The organism is Paenibacillus sp. NRS-1760 (assembly GCF_050467785.1).
Classification (GTDB): domain Bacteria; phylum Bacillota; class Bacilli; order Paenibacillales; family Paenibacillaceae; genus Pristimantibacillus.
On the sequence record NZ_JBITPK010000009.1, the window covers coordinates 33,751 to 59,693 of the forward strand.

Genomic DNA, 25,943 nt, shown 5'->3' on the forward strand with positions numbered 1-25,943 from the left:
TTAATGGGATGAGTTATACAAATTTGACACTTCATACAGATAAGTACCAAATAAATATGATGTACGCGCATTGGCAGCAAGGAAGCAAAGATGAGAGGGTTGTATTCGAGGCGTATTTCCGAAAGCTTCCCTTTAATAATGGCTTTGCTGTATTCGCAGGTTTGGAGAGAATTGTGGAATACATTCAATCTCTTCATTTCGGAGAAGAGGAAATTACATATTTGCGTACGCAAGAAGAGAACTACAAAGAGGAGTTTCTTGATGAGCTGCGCAGCTTCCGGTTTACAGGCAATATTTATTCGGTAGAGGAAGGAACGCTCGTTTTTGCGAATGAACCATTGTTCTGCGTTGAGGCACGCGTATTTGAAGCACAGCTCATAGAAACGGCTATCCTCAATATGATGAACTATCAGACGTTGATCGCGACGAAGGCTGCTCGAATTAAGCAGGTTGCTCCAGATGACGTATTGCTTGAGTTCGGAACGAGGCGTGCGCAAGAGGCAGATGCAGCGGTTTGGGGAGCAAGAGCTACTTATATTGCGGGCTTCCATGCGACGTCTAATATGAGGGCTGGCATGCTGTTTGGCATTCCTGCCAAAGGCACGCATGCCCATTCTTGGGTGCAGGGGCATGATACGGAGGAGGAAGCATTTCGAGCTTATGCGGAATCGCTGCCTGACTATGTAACTCTGCTGGTAGATACGTACAACACGCTCAAAAGCGGAGTTCCCAACGCGATTAAGATCGCCCATATGCTAGAGAGCCAGGGTAAACGAATGAATGCGATCCGCCTTGATAGCGGCGATTTAGCGTATTTATCACAAATGGCGCGGAAAATGCTCGATGAAGCTGGCCTGCCTTATGTGAATATCGTTGCCTCCAGTGACTTGGACGAAGCTATTATTTCTAACCTAAAGTCGCAAGGCGCAAAGATTGATGTATGGGGTATCGGTACGAAGCTGATTACCGCAGCGGATCAGCCTTCACTCGGGGGTGTGTACAAGCTTGTTGCGCGTGAGAAAAACGGCAGTTACGAGCCGGTTATCAAAATTTCAGCTAATCCAGAGAAGATATCGACACCGGGTTTCAAGCAGCTTTACCGAATCATTAACACATCAACTGGAAAAGCAGAAGCAGATTATATTACGCTGAGAGATGAGCAGCATGTAAACAGGGGAGAGCGAATTAAACTGTTTGACCCAGTTCATTCTTATATCCATAAATTTATTACTCATTATGAGGCGATAACATTATTAAAGCCGATTTTTGTAGATGGCGAATTAGTATATGATATGCCGAGCTTAGATCAAATTCGAAGCTATCATAAGGGACAATTTGAACTATTTTGGCCGCAATATTTGCGTAAGCTCAATGCGGAAGCGTACCGCGTTAATTTAAGTGAAGCGACGTGGGAGCTAAAGCGGAAATTGATACAGAAGCACCAACAATAGCAACAGTATGAATGAAGGACATTTGCCGCACTGTAAGTGCACAAATGTCTTTTGCTATTTATTGTATAGGTTTTATAAGCAGCGGTTTTGTCGAAAATGAAGGGAAATCCACTGGTATTGTTGAATTAATAGCAGATACATTTCATTAAACATGGAGGTACTGGTATGAAAAGAAGGGGAAAAGCTGTTTTGATATGGCTGACAATCTGCTTAATGACGTTTTCATTCGTAATGCCAGCTGCTGCAGCTGAGATTTCGAAGGATAAGTATACATATTCGATTTCGAAGAAATCGGGCGAAGTGAAAGAGACGCTAACGTTCAACGATCTAGGAGATGTATATAAGGATGTTACAATTACTTCGATACTCGTTCCAGAAAAAGCAGTTCTTAACTATACAGCAAAGGTTGATACTAGCGTTGTTGTATTTGGTTATAGCTTGGTAAATGGTGTTTTGGTTTCGAGTCCAGTACCTTGGACGATAAACGGCAAGAAGGAGCTCGTAAATGCTTTACCCGCTAATACGACGGGAACAGTAACCTTTGAGTATGGCGTTCCCTATTATGAATTGTTCATCTTAGATGAGGCAACAGGCGACAGGGCAAGCTACTTCTTTAAGATTGACACGAGTGCAGCAGTAGGCGATCAACCTGATGCTTGGGCAAAGATAGAGGTAGATGAAGCGATATCAGCCGGGCTCATTCCAGCGGAGCTGCAAAACAACTACAAGAAGCTAATCACACGTGCAGATTTCGCGAAAATTATTATTAGACTGCTTGAAGTGGAGAAAAGCCAAACGATTGATGAAATTTTAGCAGAAAAACAAGTTGTCCTGAGCGATAATCCATTTACGGATACGAAGGTTAAAGAAGTAGTAGCTGCTTATTTGATGGGTATCGTCAAAGGTAAAGGAAATGGGAAGTTTGATCCAAGCGGAAGCATCACGAGGCAAGAAGCAGCGGTCATGCTTACGAACACAGCAAAGGTGCTTGGCTATAAGGTTCCAGCTGACGCTTCGGCATTTGCAGACAACAGCATCATAGCAAGCTGGGCTAAGCCGAGCGTTGATTTTGTGTCGATGCATGATGTCATGAAAGGCATTGGAAACAATAAATTCAGCCCAAAAGGCACGTATACGCGTCAACAAGCTTATATAACGATTATGCGGCTGGATATTGTGCTTAAATAATATAGGCATGGCATCGATTTGAGTGAAAAAGAAGGTGAGCACAGGCTGCTCACCTTCTTCGTTTCCAGCCAAACACTTTTACATGGACGAGCAGCCTTGTAATCCAGTGCGTCGCGACATAAAGAATAATAAATAATATAACGAGCGGCTTAAAGACAATCCAAATCACAATCCAAATGAGAAGAACCTGCCAGGGCTTTAGCTTTTTCAAGAGATTTCCCGGCAAAAGCATGATACGATAAAATTTATAATTTTTTTGCAATCCTTCGAGAAACTCCTGACGAATTTGTTTGTCTTCAGGATCTAATCTAATCGCGTTCTTGAGCATGAGCAGATAATCATTGTAATCGTTCCGTCTTTCTGCTGACCATGCCAAATATAAGTAAACCATATCAGACTCGACATCAAGCCGCAAAGCTTGATTAGCCAGCATTTTTGATTCGGCAAAATGATTCAACAACGCTTCGTTATAGCTTAAATTAGCGAGATACAATGAATTTTCAGGAGAGATTTCAAGTCCTTTCAATAGCAAATCCCGGGCTTCTTCATACCTTCTCGTTTTATTGTATATGTTAGCCAGCAAGAAATAATAATGTGGTTCATAAGGATCAATTCGCTGTCCTTCGGCAATCGATTCCAAGGCTGCTTTCCAATTTTCCATCGAATAAAAAGCATTGCTGCGAACAAACCAGGCTAATTCATTTTCCGGGTCACGTTGAAGCGATTGTTCGGTCCAGTGAAGGGCTTGATCCAGATTATCCATGTATAGACTAACTTGCCCGAACAGTGCATAGGCATAGGGGTCCTCTGGAGTATCCTGAATTAGCGCAAGCGCCTCAACAGAAGCTTCCTTAAACTTTTTCCAACCCATGAGCTGTTGTATTCGCTCGTATCGTTTACTGGTCATTTCTTCTTCTATTTCCATCATAACTATGTCTACCTCGCTATATCGGATTTATTTCAAACCGCTTTGTTTCATATAATCGAGAACGATTTGATAGTCCTGATTAATATCGCTGAACGTAGCATAGTTTTTGGCTGTGGCAAACCAATCGAGAGTGGTCGCCTTTCGGTTTTTCGCAGCTTTTTTCAAATCGTCCTGAGATATGGGCTGAATTTCTCCAATATCGAGTGTACGCTCCAGTGCGCTCTCAACGGCATCCTTCACGATTTGCTCCAGATCCGCTCCTGAGAAATGTTTGGTCTCCTTCGAGATTTTATTTAAATCAAGCGAGGAAAGCGGCTTTCCAGCTAGCTTTAGCTGCAGGATGGTTGTACGCTCCGATTCTTCAGGCGGCGGTACAAAAATCATATGATTAAATCTTCCGGGTCTGCGCAGCGCGGAGTCAAGGTACCAAGGCGTATTCGTCGCACCGATGACAAATACTTGATCATTGTACGTACGAAGTCCATCAAGCTCCATCAGAAGCTGATTGACGAGTATGCGGTCATGATGTTGACGCATCTGATTGCGGCTGCCGCCCATCGCGTCAAGCTCATCAATAAAGATGACGCATGGTTTATTTTCCCGAGCCTTCTCAAAAATGTCATGCAAATTGTTTTCGCTTTGACCGACGTACATGCCTAGAATAGCTTGCAGCTCAATGTGCATGAAATTAGCATCTATTTCTCCAGCAACCGCTCGCGCAAGAAAGGTTTTGCCGCAGCCTGGAGGCCCGTAGAGCAGAAGGCTGCCGCCCGCTTCTTTGCCGTAGGCTGCAAACAGCTCAGGCTGCTTCAATGGCAATATGAAATTCATGCGTATTTTTTTCTTAACATCCTCAAGCCCGCCTACGTCCGCAAAGGTTTCATCAGGCTTTTCGGATTCAACTAAATCTTTACCGTTATTATCAAATCGAAGCACCTTCAGCTTACTGCGGCGTCGATCAGCAAGATCATCACGGTCGTTATGATCGGACATGGTCATCATCCTTTTTTAAAACAAATTTGCTACTAGTGTACCAAATTTTGAGAGTTTACAGTGTGTTTTTATATAGAAATGTAATAGAGTAGCATTTCTCTTGTGAATTTTATGGATTCAACTTCCAATACACCTCAAATGGACAATGCTGTTGGGAATAGCTCTAGAAATTAGCCCTATTTCCGCCAAGCAGAGCAAATTCGCACTAATAGAACTAAAAACTAGCCTAATTTTCATAACTTGTTCTCCAATATGCTTCAAATGCACGAAGTCGTTGGGAATAGCACTAGAAATTAGCACTATTTCCGCCAAACTAACCAAATTCGCACAAATAGAACTAAAAACTAGTCTAATTTTCATAACTAGTCCTCCAATATGCCTCAAATGGACAATGGTGTTGGGAATAGCACTAGAAATTAGTTCTATTTCCGCTAAACTGACCAAATTCGCAAAAATAGAACTAAAAACTAGTCTAATTTTCATAACTTGTTCGCCAATATGCTTCAAATGCACGAAGTCGTTGGGAATAGCACTAGAAATTAGCTCTATTTCCGCCAAACCGACCGAACTCGCAAAAATAGAACTAAAAACTAGCCTAATTTTCAATACTTATCCTCGAATATGCCTTAAATGGACAATGCTGTTGGGAATAGCTCTAGAAATTAGCACTATTTCCGCCAAGCAGAGCAAATTCGCACTAATAGAACTAAAAACTAGCCTAATTTTCATAACTAGTCCTCCAATATGCCTCAAATGCACAATTGTTAGTAGTGAGCTAATGTGTTTATTATTTCTAGGTTTATATAATCAATTGAGCAACTTTCGACGATATGCGGTAGGTGCGTATGCGTTTATGCCCAGATGCTTGCTCGAGCAGTCCTTGCTGCAGCAGATGCTGCAAGTATTTACGTGCTGTGCAGTGGCTGACACCTAGAAGATGCTGCGCTTCCTTGGGAGTAAAGGTTGATCCCCGCTCACGTTGCTGTCCCCATCTTAGGAATTCTCGATAGGATGCAGGTAACGGTAGAGCCAACTTTTCGGAGCTTCCGAGACCATACAATTTTCCGAGCAACTGTTGAAGAAACTGCTGGCATTGTCTAGGCCGCTCACCGATGTCGTCATAGGAGAAACGCACTACAATCCAGTTATCCAGCACAAGCTGGTTTTGGCGAAAGCGATCATCTGAAAATTTTCGTCGAGACGCTTGTTTGTGATGCGGCCCGTATCCGTCAATTTCGATAGAAATTCGATATGGTGGTCGAACATAAGCAAAGTCGAGAAAGCGGCTGCCATCGCGATAATCATTGATCTCATATTCAGGATGCAAATAGTCAAAGCTCCCGAGTACAGGCCACCATATATGAATTGCAAATAGCTGCTCACCATGATCATCGCGCTCTTCTAATCGGCGTCTGCGTTCACTCTTAGTTTTGCGCAGTTCAGAATGCATCGCAATCCACATCGTGTATGCTTGTTTCACTGTGTCCAAATGAACCAATCCACCTTCATTCCCACTAACAGATACAAAACGATTCACCATACGTAACATCCCACCCCATCCTCATAAAATAAAAAAACACCGCCCGACCACGAACAAATGTCCGAAGTACGAGCGGTGTGCTTCACCTAAATTAATTGTAATCGAGCAGCGTTCAACTGTCACTAGACTTAAACAATCTATTCGGATGAGTAGCTGGATTTATTTATCAGGTACTATAATTTTCGTATTCAAATGCCAGCCCACGCAAATAAGTGTATAGTTTAAGGAGCGAGTTAAATGGTTTATTGCTAATAGCTTGATGTAATCCTGTTAATAATGAAACTTATGAAGAGGTGGTTGAAAATGACCAAACCGCGTATTGGTATGGTTGGACTTGGAGGAATTGCACAAAAGGCCTATCTTCCTATATTATCGAAAGCTATAGACTGGAATTTTGTTGGTGCTTTTTCACCTAATGCAGAGAAGCGTGCAGTAATTTGCGAGCAGTACCGAATTTCATCCTATGGAAGCTTACTCGAGCTGGCTGACCGCTGCGATGCTGTTTTTGTACATAGCGCTACTGATACTCATTATGAAGTAGTGTCAACTCTGCTCAAACAGGGTAAGGATGTATATGTGGATAAACCGCTGGCAGCTACTTTGCATCAGGCAGAGCAGCTTGCGGAGCTCGCAGAAAAGTTAGGCAGGAAGCTGATGGTTGGCTTTAACCGTCGTTTTTCCCCTTTATACATAGAAGCAAAGGACCGAATGACGGATACGGCATGGATTCGGATGGAGAAACATCGGACGAATTCAGTTGGTCCGCAATCCGCAGATTTTACGATGCTGGACGATTATTTGCATGTAGTTGATACAGCACGCTGGCTTGCAGATGGGAAGGCGACTGTGATTGACGGCGTCGTTAATGTTAACGAGCATAATCAGCTGCTTTATACACAGCATCACTACAGTACACTCGGCGGTTACACGTTATCGACTGCGATGCACCGACACGCAGGAACGAACTTGGAGCAGCTCGAAATTGTATCGTCAGGCGAAATTATTCGTGTGAAAAATATGAGTTTGCTCGAAGTAGAGCGTGACGATACAGTAACACAAACGTTGCCGCCATCTTGGCAAACGACTCTGAAACAACGAGGTTTTGAGGATGCTGTTCTTCACTTCATTCAATGTATCGTACAAGATAAGAGTCCAAGCGTGAATGGTGAAGAAGCTCTGGAATCACAAAAGCTGCTAATGAAGATGCTGGAATAAAGGGAGTGCACGAAATGAGTCACGATTCACAGGCATTGGCAAAACCGAAGCAAGCGCGAAAAAAGAGGGTACTTATTTGGACGTTAGCCATTGTTTTGGTATTACTATTGTCGCTGGCTGTCGCGTATCAAATGATGGTTTATTCACCATCTGCTGAGGCTAAAGCTGCGATGAAGAGCGATGAACAAGTTGCGGTCAGCATTGGACAAGCAGGCTATCGCTTTGAACCGACCGCTGGAGCAGCTGGGATTGTTCAGCCTAATGTTATTTTTTATCCAGGTGGATTAGTAGATCCAAAAAGCTATGCACCTTTAGCTCACAAGCTCGCTGACGCAGGCCACCGTGTATACATTGCAAGTATGCCGCTTAATCTTGCTTTAATGGGGCAAAACAAAGCGGATGATTTTATTGCTGAGCATCCAGAGGAAAGTTACGTTATAGGCGGCCACTCGCTTGGCGGTGTTTTTGCTTCACGATATGCTGCGGAGCATTTGAATCAAATTGAGGGTATCTTTTTCCTTGCGGCCTATGCAGAAAAAGCTGGAACTCTTGAAGATGCTAAACTGCCAGTATTGCAAGTCACTGCGTCTAATGATGGCGTGTTGGATTGGGAGGCATGGGGCAAAGGAAAACGGTATATGCCTAGCTCAACGCAGTATGTCACGATTGAAGGAGGGAATCATGGTCAATTTGGTTCCTATGGCACGCAAAAAGGGGATCGACCAGCAAGCATTAAGCCGGAGGAGCAGCTGGAGCAAGTAAGCAATGAGCTGATCGGATGGATGAAGGGAATTCAAGCAACCAAATAACGGACTGTCCAGTTACTCGGACAAACGTACTGCTTATCATAAGAGGACAAGAAGCTGTCTCACGGTTAATAACCAGAGGCAGTTTTTTTGTTTTCAACGTTTAGCCTCAAAGATCTGTATAACATGCTGTAATGAAATAGGCTTGACATTTATTGGTCACGGTTGTATGGTTAGTTACATAAGTAATGAACCATGTAACCTGAAGGGGTGATGACGTGTTTGATGATCGAAGTCCCATTTACCAACAAATAGCAGACAAAATTAAAGACGACATCATAAGCGGCATTTTGCAAGAAGATGAGCAGGTCATGTCAACAAACCAATATGCTGCATTTTATCGTATAAACCCTGCTACAGCAGCGAAAGGCTTTCATTTATTGACGGAGGAAGGCATTTTGTATAAGAAAAGAGGAATCGGCATGTTTGTAAATGGCGAAGCTAGGCAATTGCTGCTGGCACAGCGCAGAGATCGTTTTTTCGAAGAGGTCGTCGATCAAATGCTTGTGGAAGCTGAGAAAATTGGTGTCCCTCTTGCAGATATCATTGGTCGCATCGAACAAGTGAAAGGGAGGACTGACGTATGACGCTAGGTATCGAAGTGAATCAATTGGGGCAGCGTTATGGATCATTTTCAGCGCTACACAACATTTCGTTCAAGCTCGAGGGTGGCAAAATATACGGTTTGCTCGGTAGAAATGGTTCTGGAAAAACCAGTCTATTATCGATCATAGCCTCCTATCGACAGCAATCAGATGGTGAAATAACGATAGATGGTGAAGCGCCATTCGAAAATGCACGCATCATGGAGCAAGTATGCTTTATCCAAGAAAGCGGCCATATGCCGGACACTTTATACGTTCGTGATGTATTAAAGCTTTCGGCTAGCTGCTGGCCCAATTGGGATGCAAACTATGCGGATCGACTCATTCGTCACTATGAGCTCCCGATTAAGAAGCGTATATCTACCCTTTCGAGAGGAATGAAGTCAGCGCTTGGCGTGACGATTGGCCTTGCTAGCCGCGCACCGGTTACGATTTTTGATGAGGCTTATCTTGGCATGGATGCTCCGTCCCGCTATACCTTTTATGAAGAGCTGCTTAATGATTATATGGAAACGCCTCGTACTTTCATTTTATCTACGCATTTAATTGAGGAAGTAGGCAATTTGTTTGAAGAGGTGCTTATTTTGGATAAAGGTCGCCTAATCATGCATGAGGAAACAGATGCGCTGCGGGCGCGCGGCTCATCTATAACTGGACCGTGTGAAAGCGTGGATCGTTTTGCAGAAGGTTTGCCGGTGCTTGGGGAGCAGAAGCTTGGTAAAACGAAGTCAGTTACTGTGTTCGGAGAGCTCACTGATGTGAAGCGCAAGCAAGCATTAGCAGCAGGGCTTGAGCTTGGTCCTGTATCACTGCAAGATTTATTCGTTCATTTGACGAAGAAAAGAGGGGATGAATAATGAGCAGCAAGAGAAAACATCCCGTGCTTAATGTTGCACAGCATATGATGTACACCTTTCGTTGGACGATCTTTTTTTATTGGGTCATATTTATTCTGATCTATATTGGTATAGGCATTTTAACAAATGCTGAGTCTATAGTAGGACCTGATTTTGAAGGGCAAGAGGTTTGGGAAAGCACGACCATATCGCCGAGAGTATTTCTGCTTGTCATTGGCATACTGCTGACCCCTGCATCGCTCGCAAGCTTTGTTTCCAGTGGAGTAACGAGAAAGCACTTTATTGGAGGTGTGAGTTTAGTACTAGTCCTATTTTCAGCCATATTCGCCCTTATATTAACGATAGGGTATCCCGTCGAGCAATTCATTTATGACAAAAACAATTGGACACTAGAGCTGAACAATCCGCATTTGTTTTCATCTTCTTTAGAGCTCGGCTGGATCTTTTTTGAATATTTCTGTTTGTTCTTTGCCTACTTTGGCAGCGGCTGGCTCATTGGCTCCGGATTTTATCGATTTAATTGGAAGATAGGCGTACTAATTTCAGTTGCTGCGCTGCTGCCAATGATGGCGATGGAGGCTGTTCTATCGTCAGACTGGATAGGCAATCTATTGCAAACGGTATTAGAGGTAGAACGAGCATCGCTAGCAGCAGTCATTATTCTTGCCTTTGCTGTCATGCTGTGTATTGTAGCCTTGAATTTTATGATGCTTCGCCGTGTATCAATAAGAAAAAAGTTATTTTAATCCAATTATTCAAGCCGTTCCCAAAGATCGTAACGATTTTTGGAAACGGCTTTATTTATTTTGTCAACAACCAAATTTTTGAAGGAGGCTTATCGAACATTGTCGAAATATAGTATGATATGAGCATTAACATTATCGAGTTTTTGAGGTGTATGATGAAAGTACTACGTAAATTTTTGTTGATCTTCGTGTTTTTGCTCTGTATTGTTACTCCTTTTTTTGCTACGGCTTCTTATGCTATTACTTTCCAAGCATTAACGAATGAACCAAATATAAGGATAACAGAATGGGAAATGATCTGGGAGGAGAATCCATCTGGAATTTCGAATCATAGTGAATTTCTGGAGAAAAAAGGCGCTTGGATGCCGTTTACCTACGGCGATCCATTACCTACTAAGCCTGCTAATATTACATCGGCATGGTTGAGATTTAAACTACCTGAATTTTACTTTTCAAGACCCGCTCTAATGATTAGCAGTCTTACTGCGAAGGATGTAATGATTTTTATTGATAATGAGCTCGTATATAAGTCTGATCGTAATTATCCATATAATAGGAATGAGATTTTATTATCTTTAAGCTCGTATGAATCTAATAAAATGGTATACGTCTTTCTTCATACAGATGCAGACTGGCTAGGATTAAAGAAGCAAATCTTAGTTGGCGAGAATCAAACGCTCAGTAAAGATTTTTTGAAGCACGATATGCTGGATGTTGTTTTGGGAGCAGCCCTTTTGTTCGTTTCATTGGCTATGTTTCTTATTATTATTTTTTTGAGAAAACCATATTTAGCTGGATGGAGTTCTCTGTGCGTAGTTATTTTATCAATCGGTTTAATGATTCTCTCATATTCACCTTATCTACATACTATATACGGGGAGTATGGATTTTATATTTACTATTTATTCGATTTAGCATCAAGCCTATTGATGCCTGCTATTTATTTCTTTTTCGAAAAGATTTTTGGAAGAGGACCTTTCGGGTTAATATTATTGTTTAGAAGGCTTCAGGTTATTATTTTATTTATAACAGTTATATTATTGCTGGCTTCTTTTATATCAGTTGAGATCAAAACTATGTACACTATGGTTACTATTGTATCTTTCGGTGGCTCAATAATAATTGGGAATTTGCTTCTCGTCGGCTTGCTTATAAATTATTGTTTTCAAGGAAATAAAGAAGCCATTGTTTTAACGACTGGCTTCGGTATCTTCTCAGCAGTCGGGGTATCCGAAGTTATTTGGTATTTTATCAAGGGTATGAGCTATGATTTGTTTTTCTGGAAATGGGGCATTCTTAGTTTTATTGCTGCACTTGTTGTGATTCTTGCAAGGAGAATTTTAGAAAACTACGAACAGGTTGTTAAATATTCAAAACAACTTGAAGTGTTTAACAATGATCTTCAACGGTCTGAAAAAATGGAAATCATTAGTCAGTTAGCAGCTTCAGTAGCTCATGAGGTTAGAAACCCGTTGCAGGTGACGAGAGGTTTTTTACAACTTCTTCGTGAGAAAACTACGAACGATAAGGAACAAAGCTTTATGGTACTTGCAATAGATGAATTAGATCGCGCATCAGAGATCATAACTGATTTTCTTACGTTCGCCAAACCACAGCTTGAACAAACAACGCTTTTAAATATTTCAGAGGAGCTTCAACAAATTGAAGGTATACTGGTTCCTCTTGCTACAATGCAAGGTGGAGTAATCAATGTTGAGTTGGCAAATGACTTATTTGTAAGAGGTAATTCATCAAAATTTAAGCAAGCTCTAATAAATATTATTAAAAATAGTATTGAAGCACTGGACAAAGAAGGTGTTATATTAATTAGAGCTTATATGGATAATTCTAATAATGTCGTTATTTGTATAAAAGACAACGGTGAGGGAATGAATGAGGCTGATCTCGCAAGATTAGGAGAGCCGTATTATTCGAAGAAATCAAAAGGAACTGGTTTAGGGCTGATGGTTACTTTCCGAATTATAGAGGTAATGCAAGGGAAGCTTGAGTTCTTTAGTAAGAAAGGTTTAGGAACCGAAGCAATAATTCATATCCCATCTGCAGAAAAATAGCGCTGGTTGCTTTTAAAACCAGCGCTTTTTTTTATTTTTATTTATTGCCACATAGCGCCTTGTGCTTGGATCGCTTCTTCTTTAATTGTTGTTGGGTTTTCTGGAATTACCAAGTAGTATTTATTCGCCGATTCTTCAACAACCTCTACTTCGATTGTATCCGGAACATCGATTCCGAAAGCTTCTTTTATTGCTTCTTTCGGATTGGCGATAAGTTGTTTCTTGAATTCGGCATCTTCCCAAGCTTTTTGAATGATTTGTTCTTTTAACGATTGTACATTGGACACAATAATCACCCTTCCGAATATGTATAAGTTTACCATACTCAGTCTATCATGCCCGTTCGACAAATTCTATATGAATTTTCAATTATTCGACAATTAATAGATTATATAGTACCTATTAAACTGAAATTTTAGACAAAAAGTAGTTAAATCCGCCTTCCATCAGCAACTTTTTGTTTGATTCTATCGTCTCATGGGTATGGTTCAAATGTTTTAGTATAAAAGTATGGAATGCGACTAGCTCACTAGATCCTGCTTCCAATTCGATTAGTCGTTTTTCATTATCAATTGCAAGCTGAACATAAGGTCCGAGGCATCCTCGAATAAAGATTTCATTTTCAACCTTTTGTTCAGTTAATGCTTCTTCCGCAGTTCTATTTGCGGCGATCATCGCAAGCAGGCCATTATAGCTGCCTTCAGCCAGATCTTCTTTCCAATCCTGATAGTCGTCAGACATCTGAAGCGACATCAGCACAATATCGATGGCAAGCTCCATTTTCTCAATGAGCTCTGGGCGTCCTGCTAACAACAGCGCGCCAGTGCTTGCGATTTTGACGGGACCTGCTTTGCCAGCTGTGCGGATAGGGTCGTTTATAAAGTAATCATCGCGATCCTCGTTGGTTACACTCTCGGCCCAGTTCGTTACATAATGGTCGTAATACGCCCAAAATGGTGAAGCTGAAGGGAACAGCTCACGGAATACACGGAACATTTCGAGCATGAGCAGGTTTCCAAGAGCAAGCTGTTCCTTCCAATTGGATGCCGGCTTGCTGTCCATCACGTCATCCTGAATAAAAAAATAAAGCATTCCATATACATTAGCTAATGCAAGCGCTTCGCATTGCGAATCATTAATTCCGCTCGGCTCTTTCATCCAGAAGGGGAGAAGGCTGCATATGTAATCCTTATTGCTGTCATGCTTCACAGGATTGAACTTATGCGCATAGGCCAGACCAAGGCTGCCGAGCGGTGCAGGGAAAGCAGCAATACGTTCTTCGGCTTTGGCATAAACAAGTTCCAGCTGTGTGGTATAGCGAGTAAACCATTCCATTTAAATGTCCTCCGCTGCAATAGAATGTAAGCCAAACGACCATACTAAATAAAGATTTGATGCATATAAATAGTATATGAACGGTGTCAATCTTTTCCTACTATATCATTTTTGGAAAAAGAAAATCTTAACATATTTTTAAGCTTGAGGAAGAAAAAACGAAGTCTGTATTGAGTAAAAGCAGAAAATCCAGTAAAATGGATTAAGGTTATAAAAATAGGTGAAGTTAGTAGATGATCCTCTGTCACGCTATGCTTACAGAACTGGACTTAGGTCGGGGATGAATCTATTACCTGAGCAGGTTTAGAATTTAGTTCTCCTGCATTAAAGTTAATACCTAGATGAGAGTTCTTTAATGTGGAGGTAGTATGGCATGAATAGAGATGTTGAAATTTATGTTCTCTTAACGAATACGGGAACCTTATTTTCCAAGACAATTAGATGGTACACTAAAAATATGCTGAATCACGCTTCAATCGCATTTGACAGAGACTTGAATGAGGTTTATAGCTTTGGCAGAAAAAATCCGAACAACCCATTTTTTGCGGGATTTGTGAAAGAGGATGTACGAGGCGAGTTTTTTGAGAACTCAACCTGCGCTTTGTATAGATGCACGATTAGTCATTGTGCCTATATAAACATACGAAATCAAATTCATTACATGGAGAAAAACCGCGATCAGTATAAATACAATTTGCTTGGCATGTTAGGCATCATGCTTAATATTGAGATGAAACGAGAGTACGCATACTTTTGCTCACAGTTTGTAGCCTCTGTTTTTGAGGAGAGCGGCGTAAATCTTGTTAATAAACCTTCCTTGTTCGTAACACCTGCTGATTTGGAGAATACAACGCTGCTGGAGCTCGTTTACCATGGTAAGCTGCAAGCTTATACAGGTGTTCAAGAGGAAATAAAGGCAACTGGAACCTTCCGCACTGCGTAAAGAAGATCTCACGTGTTGAGATCTTTTTCTTTTTTATAATGATCATTATGACGAAAACGGATTACATCCAGGAGGCTGGTTCACGATGTCTATTATTAGCTTTGGAATAGTTGGCGGAGGCTGGCGCGCAGAGTTTTACATACGTATCGCCAAAGCATTGCCGGAGAAATTCAACATTCATACGATACTTGTTCGTGACGAGGAGAAGGGGCGGCTGCTAGAGGCAAAATGGGGCATTCGTACGGTTCGCAATATGGATCAGTTTACGGCTGAGTCCAAGCAATTCAGCTTCGCTGTCGTATCTGTCCCGCGAACAGCGGCTCCGGCTATTATCCAAGAGCTAGCTGAACGGCAAATTCCAGTGCTGGCAGAGACGCCTCCGGCTGCTGATTTGGAAGCACTAACCGACCTGTATCAATCGCTGCCTAAGGATGCAATGGTACAAGTAGCCGAACAGTATTTATTTCAGCCGATGCATGCGGCTCGTATTCAGATTGCCCGCTCCGGGAAGCTGGGTGAAGTATCGCAAGCACAGGTATCTGCTGCCCATGACTATCACGGAATTAGCTTAATTAGACAGCTTCTTGGCGTCGGCTTCGAGCATGCCAGCATCATCGGACAGACCTTTGAATCGAAGATCATGCAAGGGCCGAGCAGACAAGGTGATCCGCTTGAAGAACGAATGGTTCAATCTGTGCAGCGAATTGCAACGCTCCGATTTGGCGACAAGCTGGCTGTATATGATTTTACGGGAGATCAATACTTCTCTTGGATACGGCGCAGCCGCATGCTCGTAAGAGGCAGTAAAGGTGAGCTAGTAGACTCAGAAGTCAGTTATTTAAAAGATTACGCCACGCCCATTCATACGGAGCTTCGCAGAGTCGATACTGGCCAGCATGGGAATTTGGAAGGGTATTATCATCGCGGGGTTATTGCGGATGGCGAATGGCTTTACCAGAATCCAGTTGCTCCCGCTAGGCTTAGTGATGACGAAATCGCAATCGCGACTTGTTTGCTGCGAATGGGGCTGCTCGCTTCCGGTAAAGGAGCTTCCTTCTATAGCCTGGCAGAAGCAGCACAGGATCACTATTTGGCGCTCCTTATGGGAGAAGCAATGGCTTCGGGACAAACGGTGCATACCGAGAAACAAGTTTGGATGCCAGAATAGTCATAATGACCAATTAGGACAATTAGCACTAAACAAAATTGGTACCAATTACATGCAGGTGTAAGTCTTCGGCTGTGCTAAAATTGTACGATAAGTAGAAGACTCGTAGTCACTATTTTTGTGATAGAGTCTTTTTTTGTTTTAAATATTCGGAATTTTCTGGAAATTATTATTTTTTTCTTGGAAAAACATATTCGATTTCTTAATTAATGGGTAATCAAGTTATAAAGGAGAAACAGATGCCATTTTTAACGAATAAAATAAAGAATCCTGTCATTTTATTGCTGATGTTCGTGTTGCTGGCTCTTTCGGTTACAGGGTGCGCTTTGTTTACAAGCAGCGGCAATTTGGGCGAAGAGAATAAACCAATAGAGACGGAAAAGCCTGTCGTGCCTGTAAATGGTGAAAAGAGTAAAGTGATTCCATTTGTCTATACGACCAATAAGGAATTGTCTCTTACTTTTAATGGTATGGGTGATGAGAGTCTGATGACTAAGCTGCTCGATGAACTTGATCGCTACGATATTAAGGCGACCTTCTTTTTGCCGGGCATGAGGGTGGCTGAAGAGCCGGGAATCGCCAAGGAGATTTTGGCCAGAGGTCATGGCATTGAGAACAACACGCTTAGTCGGCTCGATCTAACTCATTTAAGCTATGAGCAAGTGTTTAAAGAGATCAATGTCAGCAATGAAGTGATCGAGAGGGAGCTAGGAGTAAAGCCTCAATATATGCGGACGAGATCCGGCGATTACAATGATACCGTTCAGCTGGCGGCAGCGCAGAGTGGGCTTACGGCTGTTGTATCTTACAGTCTTAATTTGCATGAATGGCAGCAGGAATCGGAGCAAGAGAAAGCGGACTATATTCGAAAATATGTAACTCGGGGCGGCATTATTGCCTTGGATACGGAGCTGGATGGACAGGTTCTTGAATCGATACCGCTTATTGCGAAGGCAGCGGCCGAGGTTGGCTACAAGCTCGTTCCGCTTAAAGAGCTGGTAAGCAGTGGTCAAGAGAGAAAACCGCTTGAACAAATACCGGGATTTGATGCTGCTCGAAAAAATTTAAACGACAAACAATCGAGCTTCAAGCTTATTTATAACTGGGAAAATAAAAAGAAGGTTGTGTCACTTACCTTTGATGATTGGGGTACCGACTACACGATTACAAAGCTGCTTGATATTTTGGAAAAGCATGACGTGAAGGCTACTTTCTTCTTGCGTGCCAACGGAGTAGAGAAAAATCCGAATTTAGCTAAGGCGATAGCGGAAGCCGGACATGATGTTGCTAATCACACATACAGTCATCCTGTCATAACCAAGTTAACGCCTGAGCAATTGCAGGAGGAAGTCGTCAAGGCTCATCAAGTAATAACCGAAGCCATTCAGCAGCAGCCTACCATGTTATTTAGACCCCCGACGGGTGAAATTGATGATGAACGGGCGAGAATCGTAGCTGCAACAGGCTACACCTCCATTGCGATGTATGACGTAACGGTGTTCGACTGGGACTCTGCCAATGACGCCGATCATATCGTGAAGGGTGTTCTAGATCAAACGGTTGATGGAAGTGTTATTCTTCTTCACATGCTGGATAACATTCATACGATTGAGGCGCTGCCAGATGTTATTGAGAAGCTGAAAAGCGAGGGTTATACATTCGTTCCCATGTCGCAAATGTCTCTAAAATAACTTTTTCTTACTAGATGGAGATGACATATGACGTTATACGAGGAAATCGTTACAAGGCAGAAGAAAATAGCGGTCATTGGATTAGGTTATGTCGGATTGCCGATTGCAGTAGCTTTTGCGAAAAAAGTGGACGTAATCGGCTTTGATGTCAATAAAGATAAGATTGCACAATATTGCAGCGGGATCGATACAACCGGCGATATAGGCAGTGATGTGCTCAAAAATACCGAAGCGCAGTTTACTTCAGATCTGAATGAGCTTAAAGATGTTTTTTTCTTCATTGTGGCAGTGCCTACACCGATTCAAAGCGGTAATATACCGGATTTGAATTATGTGAAGAGTGCGTGTCAAATGGTGGGCAGGAAGCTCAAGCATGGCGCAATGGTTGTGTTTGAATCAACCGTCTATCCGGGGGTGACGGAGGAAATATGTATTCCGATTTTGGAGACAGAGTCGGGTCTTGTTTGCGGCGTCGATTTCAAGGTAGGTTATTCGCCTGAACGAATCAATCCCGGTGACAAGGTTCATCGACTAGAGAACATTACGAAGATTGTGTCCGGTATGGACGAGGAAACGCTGGAAACTGTCGCCAGTATATACGAGTTGATTATTGAAGCAGGCGTATTTCGGGCGGAGAGCATCAAGGTAGCTGAGGCTGCAAAAGTCATTGAAAACGCACAGCGAGATGTAAATATTGCTTTTATGAATGAGTTGTCCATGCTGTTTAACGGTATGGGCATTGATACAAAAGCTGTACTTCAAGCCGCAGGCACCAAATGGAATTTTCTTAACTTTAGCCCTGGGCTGGTTGGTGGTCATTGCATCGGAATTGATCCTTATTATTTGACCTATAAGGCGGAGGATACCGGCTATCATTCCAAAATTATTTTAGCGGGACGCCAAATTAACGATGGGATGGGCAAGTATGTCGCTCAGCAAATCATTAAGAGGCTTGTTAAGCAGAAGGTAAATATAAATACAGCCAAAATAGGCTTTCTTGGCTTTTCTTATAAAGAGGACAGCTCCGATATTCGCAATACGAAGGTGACAGACATTATCGAAGAGCTTCAAGAGTACGGGATAACAACACTTGTGGCAGATCCAAATGTGGACAAGCAGCAGGTTTATGGTGAGTATGGCATCGTGCTATGCGACATTGAGGAATTAAGCGGGTTGAATGTTGTTATTGTAGCGGTTCCCCATAGTCAAATTATGAAGATGCATGTTGAGGATTTTGACAAGCTGTATGACGACAATAAAACGAAGTTTTTGGTTGATATAAAAGGCGTATTTGATAAGCGGTTATTCGAGCATAACGGATACGACTATTGGAGCCTATAGTGCCGGATTGGAGACAGCAGCGTGTTTAGACGACAGAAAAAAAAGCCGATAGAAGTGCTGACTGTTCCAAGAGCGGACAGACGCACCCTTTGGAGCGTTCCCGATCCGGAACATTTGCGGCAAAAGGTTGATCGAAGAGGTTATGCCGAAGGTCAAAGCAAGGACGGCCGTGATGATGCGGCAGCGATGCATAAGCTGCGTGAGCTTAGCCTGAGATATGAGGCTAGCTTTGACGTGCGGCTGCTTCGCAATGGCCGGAGGAAGAAGCAGGCAATAAAGGGAAAAGCGGTAGACATTTCTTCTACAGGCATTTTGATTGAACTGGACGCATCCGTAATTGGCGATTCGTTCATGGAGGGGGCAAAGTATAAGCTGAGCTTCGAAATCCCACCTGGGACGATGCCTGAAGGTTATGAGTCTGCCGTGAAAATAGAAGCTGTTATCAAAAGAACATTTACGCGAGATAGCGAAGAGGGAGCGAAGCAGCTTATCGCTTTCCAATTTGAGCGGCCTTTATCCACGTATCTTCAGAAGAAGCGTTGGGGTTATTCTGTCTATGCGGCGAGCACCCTGCTGTTTGTAGCCGTTGGTATTATTATGCTTATGCGTGTGGAAAGCATCATTTATTTTAAATATAATTTCATCTTGTATTTATACAGTATTACGGCAGCGGCTTTCTTGCTCACTCGTTACTTCTTCGGCGCGCTGCACCGCGATGTGCCGGTTAATCCGCATTATACGCCAGGCGTATCGATTATAATTCCTTGCTTTAATGAAGAGGAATGGATTCATCGAACGATTTTGAGCTGCATGAATCAAGATTATCCGATCGACAAGCTGGAAGTGATTGTCGTAGATGATCGCTCTAAGGATCGTTCTGTGGAGCAAATTCAGAAGGTTATCGACCTTGTTCACAAAGAGGCGCAGAGGTATGAAACGAAGGATCGTCTGAAATTGCATGTATTGTCCGAAAATGGGGGCAAACGCGTAGCGCTTGTAAAGGGCGTGGAGATGGCAAAGCATCGTTTGGTCGTATTTGTGGACTCTGACAGCTTTCTAGAGCCAACGGCGATTAGAAATCTCGTACAGCCCTTTCAGGACCCGCGAATGGGCGGTGTCGCTGGACGCACGGATGTGGAAAATAAATATACGAACACAGTTACTAAGCTGCAGACGGTTCGTTACTATATTGCATTCCGAATTATGAAGGCAGCTGAATCTTGGTTTGACAGCGTAACCTGCTTATCTGGGCCACTCTCTTGCTACCGGAAGGATTTAATTTTGAAGCATAAGGATGCTTGGCTGACGCAAAAGTTTTTGGGGCAGCCAGCGACCTTTGGCGATGACCGCAGCATGACTAATTTTATTTTGAAAACACATCGTACCGGCTATCAGGATACAGCAATTTGCTCCACAATCGTCCCCTCAGAGATGAACGTGTTCTTAAAGCAGCAAATGCGCTGGAAACGTTCATGGCTGCGTGAATCGCTGCGAGCAGGGGGCTTTATTTGGCGGAAGGAGCCGTTTATGGCTTTGTTCTTCTACATTGGGCTTATTGTTCCTATTGCAGCGCCGATTGTGGTTTTATACAACTTGGTTTATGTACCGATCATGTATCGGATCTTCCCAAGCACCTTCCTGATGGGACTGCTGTTAATGGCGCTGTTGATGAGCTTTGCCCACTTGTTGTTTCGTAAGAGCAAGCTTTGGGTTTTTGGATTCGTATTTTGTATCTTCTACGAGTTTGTGCTGCTGTGGCAAATGCCTGTTGCTTGGGTGACCTTCTGGAAATCAACCTGGGGGACAAGAGAAACGCCGCAGGACATTGAAGCTAGAAATAAGAAAGCAGCGAGAAAGAACAAAAACAACAAGAATATGGACATGCCGCTTTAAAGCGGCCATGGTCTATTTCCTAGATAAGGATGACCGCTATGAATAAGTGGTATACGAATGGAGTTTTCGATTATAAGCGGAAAAACAAAAAAAAGGTGATCAGAACGACCGTACAGATGATCATCTTGCTTGTTTTGGGCTTCATTCTTTTCCATGCTGTATTTGATATCAAGCAATATGCGGAGCCGGATAAGGCGCAGTGGACCAATCAAGACGGGTTTATTGCGCTGTCTTATTTTGGCGTAGCAAGAAACGGCACATCGGAGCTGATTTCCAAAAAACGGCTGGATCAGCAGTTGAAAGCACTGCACGATCAAGGTTATGTAACCATTTCGCAGCAGGATGTTATGGACTATTACAAGCTTGGAAAACCTTTGCCGCCTAAAGCGCTGTTTCTATCCTTCGAGGATGGACGAAACGATTCCAGTTTATTTGCTCAGCCTTTGCTGGAGAAATACAATTATAAAGCGACCATTTTGTCCTATGCGAATAAGGTTGGGAGCAATGAATCCAAATTCCTTCAGCCTAAGGACATGCTCAGTATGATGAAAAACGGCTATTGGGAGCTTGGAAGCAACGGCTACCGCTTGTCTTATATTAATATTTTTGACAAGGAAGGCAAGCTCATTGGTGTGAAGGAAGAGAATGAGTTTAAAGATCGGGCTAACACGAGTTACTACACTCACTATCTGATGGACTTTATCCGGGATGAGAGCCTTGTGCCTGCGGAGCATCGAGATGAAATGGAAGCGCGCATCAATGCAGACTACAAGTCGATGAAAGAAATTTACAACAAGACGCTTGGCTTTGTTCCTAACGTGTATATGATTATGCACGCCAACATTTTGTACAATGGCATGAACCGGCTTGTTGAGAATGTGAACGACCAAAATATTAAAGCGATGTTCGGCATGCATTTTAACCGTGAAGGACTTTCCTTGAATAAAAGCAGTGACAGCCTTTATAATTTAACAAGGGTGCAGCCTGCTTCCTATTGGTATACGAATCATTTGCTTATGAAAATTAGTAAGGATACCGGTCAGAAGGTCAGCTTTATTGCAGGGGATGAGCGGAGATCGTCAAAGTGGCAGCTTATCAGCGGTGCGGCTGAGTTTACGGATAACCGGATTGCTTTGACCTCTGTTCCAGCAGGAAGCGGCATGCTTTTGTTGAAAGATATTCAAGCTGCCGACGTAAAACTTACTGCGGAGCTTGGCGGTCATGCAGTCGGCAGCCAATCGATTTATGTTCGCTACGATCAGAATACGGATTCATTTGTTCGAGTGTCGATCGAAGATAATTCGGTTATTGTGGAGCAAAAGGCACCCGGAGGCAAGGTTGAACGGCTGCTAGCAAGCAAGCTTGGGGACAAGGCGGCAGAACGTGCGAAGCAGCTTGAAGTTAGCTTATCGGGCGATCAATTAACGGTGATTGTAGATGATGTACAGCTCTCTTTGCAGCAAATTAGCAGCTCGATCGTCGGCGGAAATATTGCGCTTGCTTCCAAAGCAAGCCTTAACAACGAAAAAGATGATATTTACGACGCTGTTTTTGATAATATAAAAGTAACGACCGTCAATGAGGACGGTACAGAGCATGAGTCATTATACAAGAACGGTTATGTTGGGATTGAGGGGTTAATCAGTAGAGTGAAGAACGCGATTAATGCATCATTCGACTGGGCGATCGATACGTTTTAGCTTAATCAGAACCTAATAATTCGAGGAGTTTGAATCAATGCGGAAACGAAAAGGTCTTATTGCAGCATGTTTGCTTGTGGTGCTTGTAGGCGCAGTAATGTATTTTTCCAATCTTACAAATCGCGCAAAGAAAGCGGAGCAGTCGTCTATTGAAGACGTACAGCAGGCTGCAGCCAACGTACTGCCTGAATTGTCAGCTTGGATTGTGGACTGGCAGTGGAAGCAGGGAATTGAGGACCTGAGTATTATTAAAGGTGAATTAACAAGCTTGCAGTTGTTTGCGGCTTATTTTGATTATAAGGATAGTCTTTATTTTACGGATAAGTTCCAGCAGGCGTTGCCTGAAATCATGAAGATTTATAAGAAGAACGAACAGATGCAGCTCTATCTGACGGTAGTAAATGACCAGTTTAAAGAAAATGGCGAGTCTGTTCAGAAGGATTCGAGTTTAATTACGCGGCTAGTAGAGACGGAAAAAAGTCGCAAAAAACATGTAGATGAATTGATTGCAGCCGTTGATCAATTTGGGTTGAACGGAATTGAGATCGATTATGAGCGAGTCGAGGAAGAGGATTGGGAACGGATGCTGCTTTTTTACTCGGAGCTTTATACTCGTTTGCAGAAAAGCGGGAAGTCTCTTCGAATCATTTTGGAACCAAGAGCTCCTATTGAACAATTAAAGCTTCCGGAAGGCCCGGAATATGTCATGATGGCTTATAACCTATATGGCTCACACAGCGAACCAGGACCAAAAGCGGATGAAGCTTTTATTGAACAATTGGCAACCAGAATGGAGGTACTGCCTGGCAGTCCGTATATGGCTTTCTCGGTTGGCGGGTTCGATTGGCATGAGGATGGCAAGGTTGAAGCTTTGACTGAGGAGCGAGCGGGGCTGCTGCTAAAGCAAACAGGCAGTAAAGCGCAGCGCGATCAAGCGAGCGGCAGCATGTTTTTTGAATATACAGATGCTGAGGCCAACAATATGAAGCATACCGTGTGGTATGCAGATGAAGTGACATTATCTCGTTGGATAAATACTGCAAAAGCGAATGGAATTAGCAAGGCGGCGATTTGGAGATTAGGCGAAATAGAGATGGAATCTCTGACTAATTTGAAGCTGTATATGCAATAAAATAAGGAATAACAAAGTGCTTCCGAAGCTTATGAGAATAGCTGCGGAAGCACTTTTCTTTAGTACTGAAATATTCCATTGACAATGATTATCAATAGCGAATATACTTCATTTTAGGACAAAAACAGAGTGGGGAGCAATTTTAATGAAGTATAAATTAATGACTTTTTTACTGGCTTGTACGGTAGTATTTACAGGCTGCGGCTCAAATGATGCAGTTAAGAATGAGCCTAAACAAGCAGAAGGCAATTCCGCAAGCGGTGCTGTCGTCTCGGACGAGGTTTGGGCACCTATTCTGGAGAGCTATCGTCAGTTTACTATTGAGCAAGCCGATACTTTCATATTAGAAACAGAGAAGTTTGTAACAGCTGTGAAGAGCGGGGATGTTGAGGCGGCGAAAAAGCTGTATGCGCCGACACGCATGTACTTTGAACGTATTGAGCCAATAGCTGAAGCGATTGGCGACCTCGATCCAAATATTGATGCGCGTGAGAATGACGTGGAAGACAAGGACTGGCGCGGATTCCACCGCATTGAGCAGTCGCTGTGGGAGAAGAACTCAACAGAGGGTATGGGTGAGTATGCAGACCGCTTGCTGGAGGATGTAAAGCTGCTTCGCGCTTTGATGGAGACTGTTGAGGTTGAGCCAAGTTTGCTTGTAACGGGAGCGGTAGAGCTGCTTAATGAGGTATCCGCTTCGAAGGTGACGGGCGAGGAAGAACGTTATTCACACACGGATCTGTACGACTTTGCAGCTAACGTGGAAGGTGCAGACAAAATCTATCAGCTGGTTAAGGCTGAATTGAACAAAAAGGATGCTGCGCTGGATGAGCAAATCGGCAAAGGATTTGCTGATCTTGAGCAAGCCTTGTCAGCTTACAAATCAGGTGATGGCTATGTTTCCTATCTAGATTTGAAAGAGGAAGATACAAAGAAGCTAAGCCAGCTGATTGATGCGCTTGCCGAGCCGCTTTCTCAAATGGGTACAATATTGGAGGCTTAACAACATGACGGAACCTTTTAATTCCAATCAAAATGAGGGCAAGCCCAACATAGATGCTAAAAAAATCAGCCGTAGAGACCTACTACGGCTGGCAGGTGTTGGCGGAGCTGGACTGCTGCTCGGAGCAGCTGGTGTTGGAGGCTTGTTCCAAACGCAGGAACGCAGCGCGGCTAAGCCCGCTTCCAAGGCAGTCAAAGCAGATAAAGACCAAATTGTCAGCTTTTATGGCAAGCATCAGGCTGGAATCACGACGCCGGCACAAGACTTTATTTTATTCGCTGCCTTTGATTTAACGGCGAGTACACTGGATGAGGTGCGTAAGTTATTTCAAGCATGGACGAGTGCAGCAGCATCCATGACAAACGGTGAAATGCTCGGCAAAACTAACGATAATTTAAATCTTCCTCCATCAGATACGGGTGAAGCAGAAGGTCTGCTGCCATCTCGTACTACGATTACTTTCGGTGTGGGTTCGTCATTTTTTGATGCAAGATATGGATTAGCGAGCAAAAGGCCAGCTGCTCTTGCTGATATGCCTGCTTTTGGCGGTGATGAGCTGCGAGAGGAATGGTCAGGCGGTGATATTGGCGTTCAAGTGAATGCTAATGATATGCAAATTGCATTCCATGCGATCCGCAATCTAGCTCGTATAGCTAGAGGGAAAGCGGTGCTCCGCTGGACGCAGGAAGGGTTCCAGCGTACAAGCGGTGCTGATCCAGCGAATGCTACGCCTCGCAACCTGATGGGCTTTAGGGATGGAACAGGCAATCCAGACGTTAACGATGATGGGGAAATGAACAAGGTCGTGTGGGCAGCCGCAGCTGATGGCACGCCGTGGATGGATAAGGGCAGCTATATGGTCGTAAGGCGTATTCGCATGCGCATTGAGGTATGGGATCGTTCGACGCTCGGGGATCAGGAGTCAACCTTTGGCCGCCACCGAGACAGCGGTGCCCCGCTTGGCGGAGCGCATGAGTTCGACAAGCTTGATTTGGAGAAGAAGGACGAGAAGGGCAAACCGGTGCTTCCGATGAATTCGCATGTGCGTCTAGCTCATGGCGATGGATCGGTAAAAATATTGCGCCGCTCCTACTCGTATTCAAGTGGAATGGATCACAAAACCGGGCAGCTGGATGCGGGCTTGTTGTTTATTTGTTATAACCGCGACTCACGGAAACAATTTATTCCGATGCAGACTAAGCTTGGGCAAAGCGACCTAATGAATGAGTATGTCGTTCATACGGGCAGTGCGATGTTTGCTTGTTTTCCAGGTGTTCGTGAAGGCGGATATATCGGAGAAACGTTATTTTAAATCATGATGTTGCTCGGTTAGTGC

Annotated in this window: 22 protein-coding genes; 17 read left to right on the plus strand and 5 right to left on the minus strand. The window is 43.3% G+C overall.

Annotation, left to right across the window (positions count from 1 at the left end):
• Nucleotides 1-8 precede the first annotated feature (8 nt).
• Together ACIFSR_RS09960 and ACIFSR_RS09965 are read left to right on the plus strand one after the other, a co-directional pair.
• Complete coding sequence (locus ACIFSR_RS09960) at nt 9-1,451, plus strand: nicotinate phosphoribosyltransferase (RefSeq protein ID WP_430057154.1); 1,443 nt, start codon at nt 9-11, stop codon at nt 1,449-1,451.
• A 165-nt stretch (nt 1,452-1,616) separates the two neighbouring features.
• Nucleotides 1,617-2,639 (plus strand): S-layer homology domain-containing protein, encoded by a 1,023-nt coding sequence (locus ACIFSR_RS09965; protein WP_430057156.1) that lies wholly within the window; start codon nt 1,617-1,619, stop codon nt 2,637-2,639.
• Between the two features lie 49 nt (nt 2,640-2,688).
• Here ACIFSR_RS09965 and ACIFSR_RS09970 read toward each other — a convergent pair whose 3' ends face one another.
• From ACIFSR_RS09970 to ACIFSR_RS09980, 3 genes are all read right to left on the minus strand, one after another.
• The gene (locus tag ACIFSR_RS09970; RefSeq protein ID WP_430057158.1) at nt 2,689-3,567 is read right to left on the minus strand and encodes a tetratricopeptide repeat protein; all 879 of its coding nucleotides are present in this window, start codon (nt 3,565-3,567) and stop codon (nt 2,689-2,691) included.
• Nucleotides 3,568-3,594: 27 nt separating this feature from the next.
• Entirely contained in the window at nt 3,595-4,560 is a 966-nt protein-coding gene (locus ACIFSR_RS09975) for an ATP-binding protein (RefSeq protein WP_339207162.1), read from the minus strand.
• A 799-nt stretch (nt 4,561-5,359) separates the two neighbouring features.
• On the minus strand, nt 5,360-6,109 hold the full coding sequence (locus ACIFSR_RS09980) for a DNA-binding response regulator (protein WP_430057160.1): 750 nt from the start codon (nt 6,107-6,109) through the stop codon (nt 5,360-5,362).
• Between the two features lie 294 nt (nt 6,110-6,403).
• Between ACIFSR_RS09980 and ACIFSR_RS09985 the strand changes: the two genes are divergently transcribed.
• The 6 genes from ACIFSR_RS09985 to ACIFSR_RS10010 all read left to right on the plus strand — a co-directional run bounded on the left by ACIFSR_RS09985 (nt 6,404) and on the right by ACIFSR_RS10010 (nt 12,401).
• Nucleotides 6,404-7,315 carry a Gfo/Idh/MocA family protein gene (locus ACIFSR_RS09985; RefSeq protein ID WP_430057162.1) on the plus strand — a complete coding sequence of 304 codons (912 nt, stop codon included), beginning with the start codon at nt 6,404-6,406 and terminating at the stop codon, nt 7,313-7,315.
• 14 nt (nt 7,316-7,329) lie between these two features.
• On the plus strand, nt 7,330-8,124 hold the full coding sequence (locus ACIFSR_RS09990) for an alpha/beta hydrolase (protein WP_339207166.1): 795 nt from the start codon (nt 7,330-7,332) through the stop codon (nt 8,122-8,124).
• Between the two features lie 215 nt (nt 8,125-8,339).
• Complete coding sequence (locus tag ACIFSR_RS09995) at nt 8,340-8,708, plus strand: GntR family transcriptional regulator (RefSeq protein ID WP_339207167.1); 369 nt, start codon at nt 8,340-8,342, stop codon at nt 8,706-8,708.
• Entirely contained in the window at nt 8,705-9,583 is an 879-nt protein-coding gene (locus ACIFSR_RS10000) for an ABC transporter ATP-binding protein (RefSeq protein ID WP_339207169.1), read from the plus strand. Before ACIFSR_RS09995 ends, ACIFSR_RS10000 begins: the two co-directional genes overlap by 4 nt.
• On the plus strand, nt 9,583-10,329 hold the full coding sequence (locus ACIFSR_RS10005; protein ID WP_339207171.1) for a hypothetical protein: 747 nt from the start codon (nt 9,583-9,585) through the stop codon (nt 10,327-10,329). Before ACIFSR_RS10000 ends, ACIFSR_RS10005 begins: the two co-directional genes overlap by 1 nt.
• A gap of 152 nt (nt 10,330-10,481) precedes the next feature.
• Nucleotides 10,482-12,401 (plus strand): ATP-binding protein, encoded by a 1,920-nt coding sequence (locus ACIFSR_RS10010; RefSeq protein WP_430057166.1) that lies wholly within the window; start codon nt 10,482-10,484, stop codon nt 12,399-12,401.
• A 41-nt stretch (nt 12,402-12,442) separates the two neighbouring features.
• Here the strand turns inward: ACIFSR_RS10010 and ACIFSR_RS10015 are convergent, their stop codons facing one another.
• The gene (locus ACIFSR_RS10015) at nt 12,443-12,688 is read right to left on the minus strand and encodes an NHLP leader peptide family RiPP precursor (RefSeq protein WP_339207174.1); all 246 of its coding nucleotides are present in this window, start codon (nt 12,686-12,688) and stop codon (nt 12,443-12,445) included.
• Between the two features lie 115 nt (nt 12,689-12,803).
• Nucleotides 12,804-13,736, minus strand: coding sequence for a hypothetical protein (locus ACIFSR_RS10020; protein WP_430057169.1), 933 nt, complete (start codon nt 13,734-13,736; stop codon nt 12,804-12,806).
• 373 nt (nt 13,737-14,109) lie between these two features.
• Between ACIFSR_RS10020 and ACIFSR_RS10025 the strand changes: the two genes are divergently transcribed.
• The 9 genes from ACIFSR_RS10025 (at nt 14,110) to efeB (ending at nt 25,919) form a co-directional block, all read left to right on the plus strand.
• On the plus strand, nt 14,110-14,679 hold the full coding sequence (locus ACIFSR_RS10025; RefSeq protein ID WP_076269627.1) for a hypothetical protein: 570 nt from the start codon (nt 14,110-14,112) through the stop codon (nt 14,677-14,679).
• Between the two features lie 85 nt (nt 14,680-14,764).
• Entirely contained in the window at nt 14,765-15,847 is a 1,083-nt protein-coding gene (locus ACIFSR_RS10030) for a Gfo/Idh/MocA family protein (protein ID WP_430057171.1), read from the plus strand.
• 239 nt (nt 15,848-16,086) lie between these two features.
• The gene (locus ACIFSR_RS10035; protein ID WP_430057173.1) at nt 16,087-17,538 is read left to right on the plus strand and encodes a polysaccharide deacetylase family protein; all 1,452 of its coding nucleotides are present in this window, start codon (nt 16,087-16,089) and stop codon (nt 17,536-17,538) included.
• Between the two features lie 27 nt (nt 17,539-17,565).
• Nucleotides 17,566-18,879, plus strand: a complete 1,314-nt coding sequence (locus ACIFSR_RS10040) for a nucleotide sugar dehydrogenase (protein ID WP_339207181.1) — start codon at nt 17,566-17,568, stop codon at nt 18,877-18,879.
• Nucleotides 18,880-18,900: 21 nt separating this feature from the next.
• Nucleotides 18,901-20,772, plus strand: coding sequence for a glycosyltransferase family 2 protein (locus ACIFSR_RS10045; protein ID WP_179089864.1), 1,872 nt, complete (start codon nt 18,901-18,903; stop codon nt 20,770-20,772).
• A 38-nt stretch (nt 20,773-20,810) separates the two neighbouring features.
• The gene (locus ACIFSR_RS10050) at nt 20,811-22,472 is read left to right on the plus strand and encodes a polysaccharide deacetylase family protein (protein WP_430057175.1); all 1,662 of its coding nucleotides are present in this window, start codon (nt 20,811-20,813) and stop codon (nt 22,470-22,472) included.
• Nucleotides 22,473-22,509: 37 nt separating this feature from the next.
• Nucleotides 22,510-23,604, plus strand: a complete 1,095-nt coding sequence (locus ACIFSR_RS10055; protein WP_430057176.1) for a glycosyl hydrolase family 18 protein — start codon at nt 22,510-22,512, stop codon at nt 23,602-23,604.
• Between the two features lie 139 nt (nt 23,605-23,743).
• Nucleotides 23,744-24,607, plus strand: a complete 864-nt coding sequence (gene efeO / locus ACIFSR_RS10060) for an iron uptake system protein EfeO (protein ID WP_430057374.1) — start codon at nt 23,744-23,746, stop codon at nt 24,605-24,607.
• 4 nt (nt 24,608-24,611) lie between these two features.
• On the plus strand, nt 24,612-25,919 hold the full coding sequence (gene efeB / locus ACIFSR_RS10065; RefSeq protein WP_430057177.1) for an iron uptake transporter deferrochelatase/peroxidase subunit: 1,308 nt from the start codon (nt 24,612-24,614) through the stop codon (nt 25,917-25,919).
• Nucleotides 25,920-25,943 lie beyond the last annotated feature (24 nt).

Bases quoted from the DNA above. Each gene is read 5' to 3' on its own strand.
- ACIFSR_RS09960 (WP_430057154.1), top strand. From the start codon at position 9: ATGAGTTATACAAATTTGACACTTCATACAGATAAGTACCAAATAAAT.
- ACIFSR_RS09965 (WP_430057156.1), top strand. From the start codon at position 1,617: ATGAAAAGAAGGGGAAAAGCTGTTTTGATATGGCTGACAATCTGCTTA.
- ACIFSR_RS09970 (WP_430057158.1), bottom strand. From the start codon at position 3,567: ATGATGGAAATAGAAGAAGAAATGACCAGTAAACGATACGAGCGAATA.
- ACIFSR_RS09975 (WP_339207162.1), bottom strand. From the start codon at position 4,560: ATGTCCGATCATAACGACCGTGATGATCTTGCTGATCGACGCCGCAGT.
- ACIFSR_RS09980 (WP_430057160.1), bottom strand. From the start codon at position 6,109: ATGTTACGTATGGTGAATCGTTTTGTATCTGTTAGTGGGAATGAAGGT.
- ACIFSR_RS09985 (WP_430057162.1), top strand. From the start codon at position 6,404: ATGACCAAACCGCGTATTGGTATGGTTGGACTTGGAGGAATTGCACAA.
- ACIFSR_RS09990 (WP_339207166.1), top strand. From the start codon at position 7,330: ATGAGTCACGATTCACAGGCATTGGCAAAACCGAAGCAAGCGCGAAAA.
- ACIFSR_RS10000 (WP_339207169.1), top strand. From the start codon at position 8,705: ATGACGCTAGGTATCGAAGTGAATCAATTGGGGCAGCGTTATGGATCA.
- ACIFSR_RS10005 (WP_339207171.1), top strand. From the start codon at position 9,583: ATGAGCAGCAAGAGAAAACATCCCGTGCTTAATGTTGCACAGCATATG.
- ACIFSR_RS10010 (WP_430057166.1), top strand. From the start codon at position 10,482: ATGATGAAAGTACTACGTAAATTTTTGTTGATCTTCGTGTTTTTGCTC.
- ACIFSR_RS10020 (WP_430057169.1), bottom strand. From the start codon at position 13,736: ATGGAATGGTTTACTCGCTATACCACACAGCTGGAACTTGTTTATGCC.
- ACIFSR_RS10025 (WP_076269627.1), top strand. From the start codon at position 14,110: ATGAATAGAGATGTTGAAATTTATGTTCTCTTAACGAATACGGGAACC.
- ACIFSR_RS10030 (WP_430057171.1), top strand. From the start codon at position 14,765: ATGTCTATTATTAGCTTTGGAATAGTTGGCGGAGGCTGGCGCGCAGAG.
- ACIFSR_RS10035 (WP_430057173.1), top strand. From the start codon at position 16,087: ATGCCATTTTTAACGAATAAAATAAAGAATCCTGTCATTTTATTGCTG.
- ACIFSR_RS10040 (WP_339207181.1), top strand. From the start codon at position 17,566: ATGACGTTATACGAGGAAATCGTTACAAGGCAGAAGAAAATAGCGGTC.
- ACIFSR_RS10050 (WP_430057175.1), top strand. From the start codon at position 20,811: ATGAATAAGTGGTATACGAATGGAGTTTTCGATTATAAGCGGAAAAAC.
- ACIFSR_RS10055 (WP_430057176.1), top strand. From the start codon at position 22,510: ATGCGGAAACGAAAAGGTCTTATTGCAGCATGTTTGCTTGTGGTGCTT.
- efeB (WP_430057177.1), top strand. From the start codon at position 24,612: ATGACGGAACCTTTTAATTCCAATCAAAATGAGGGCAAGCCCAACATA.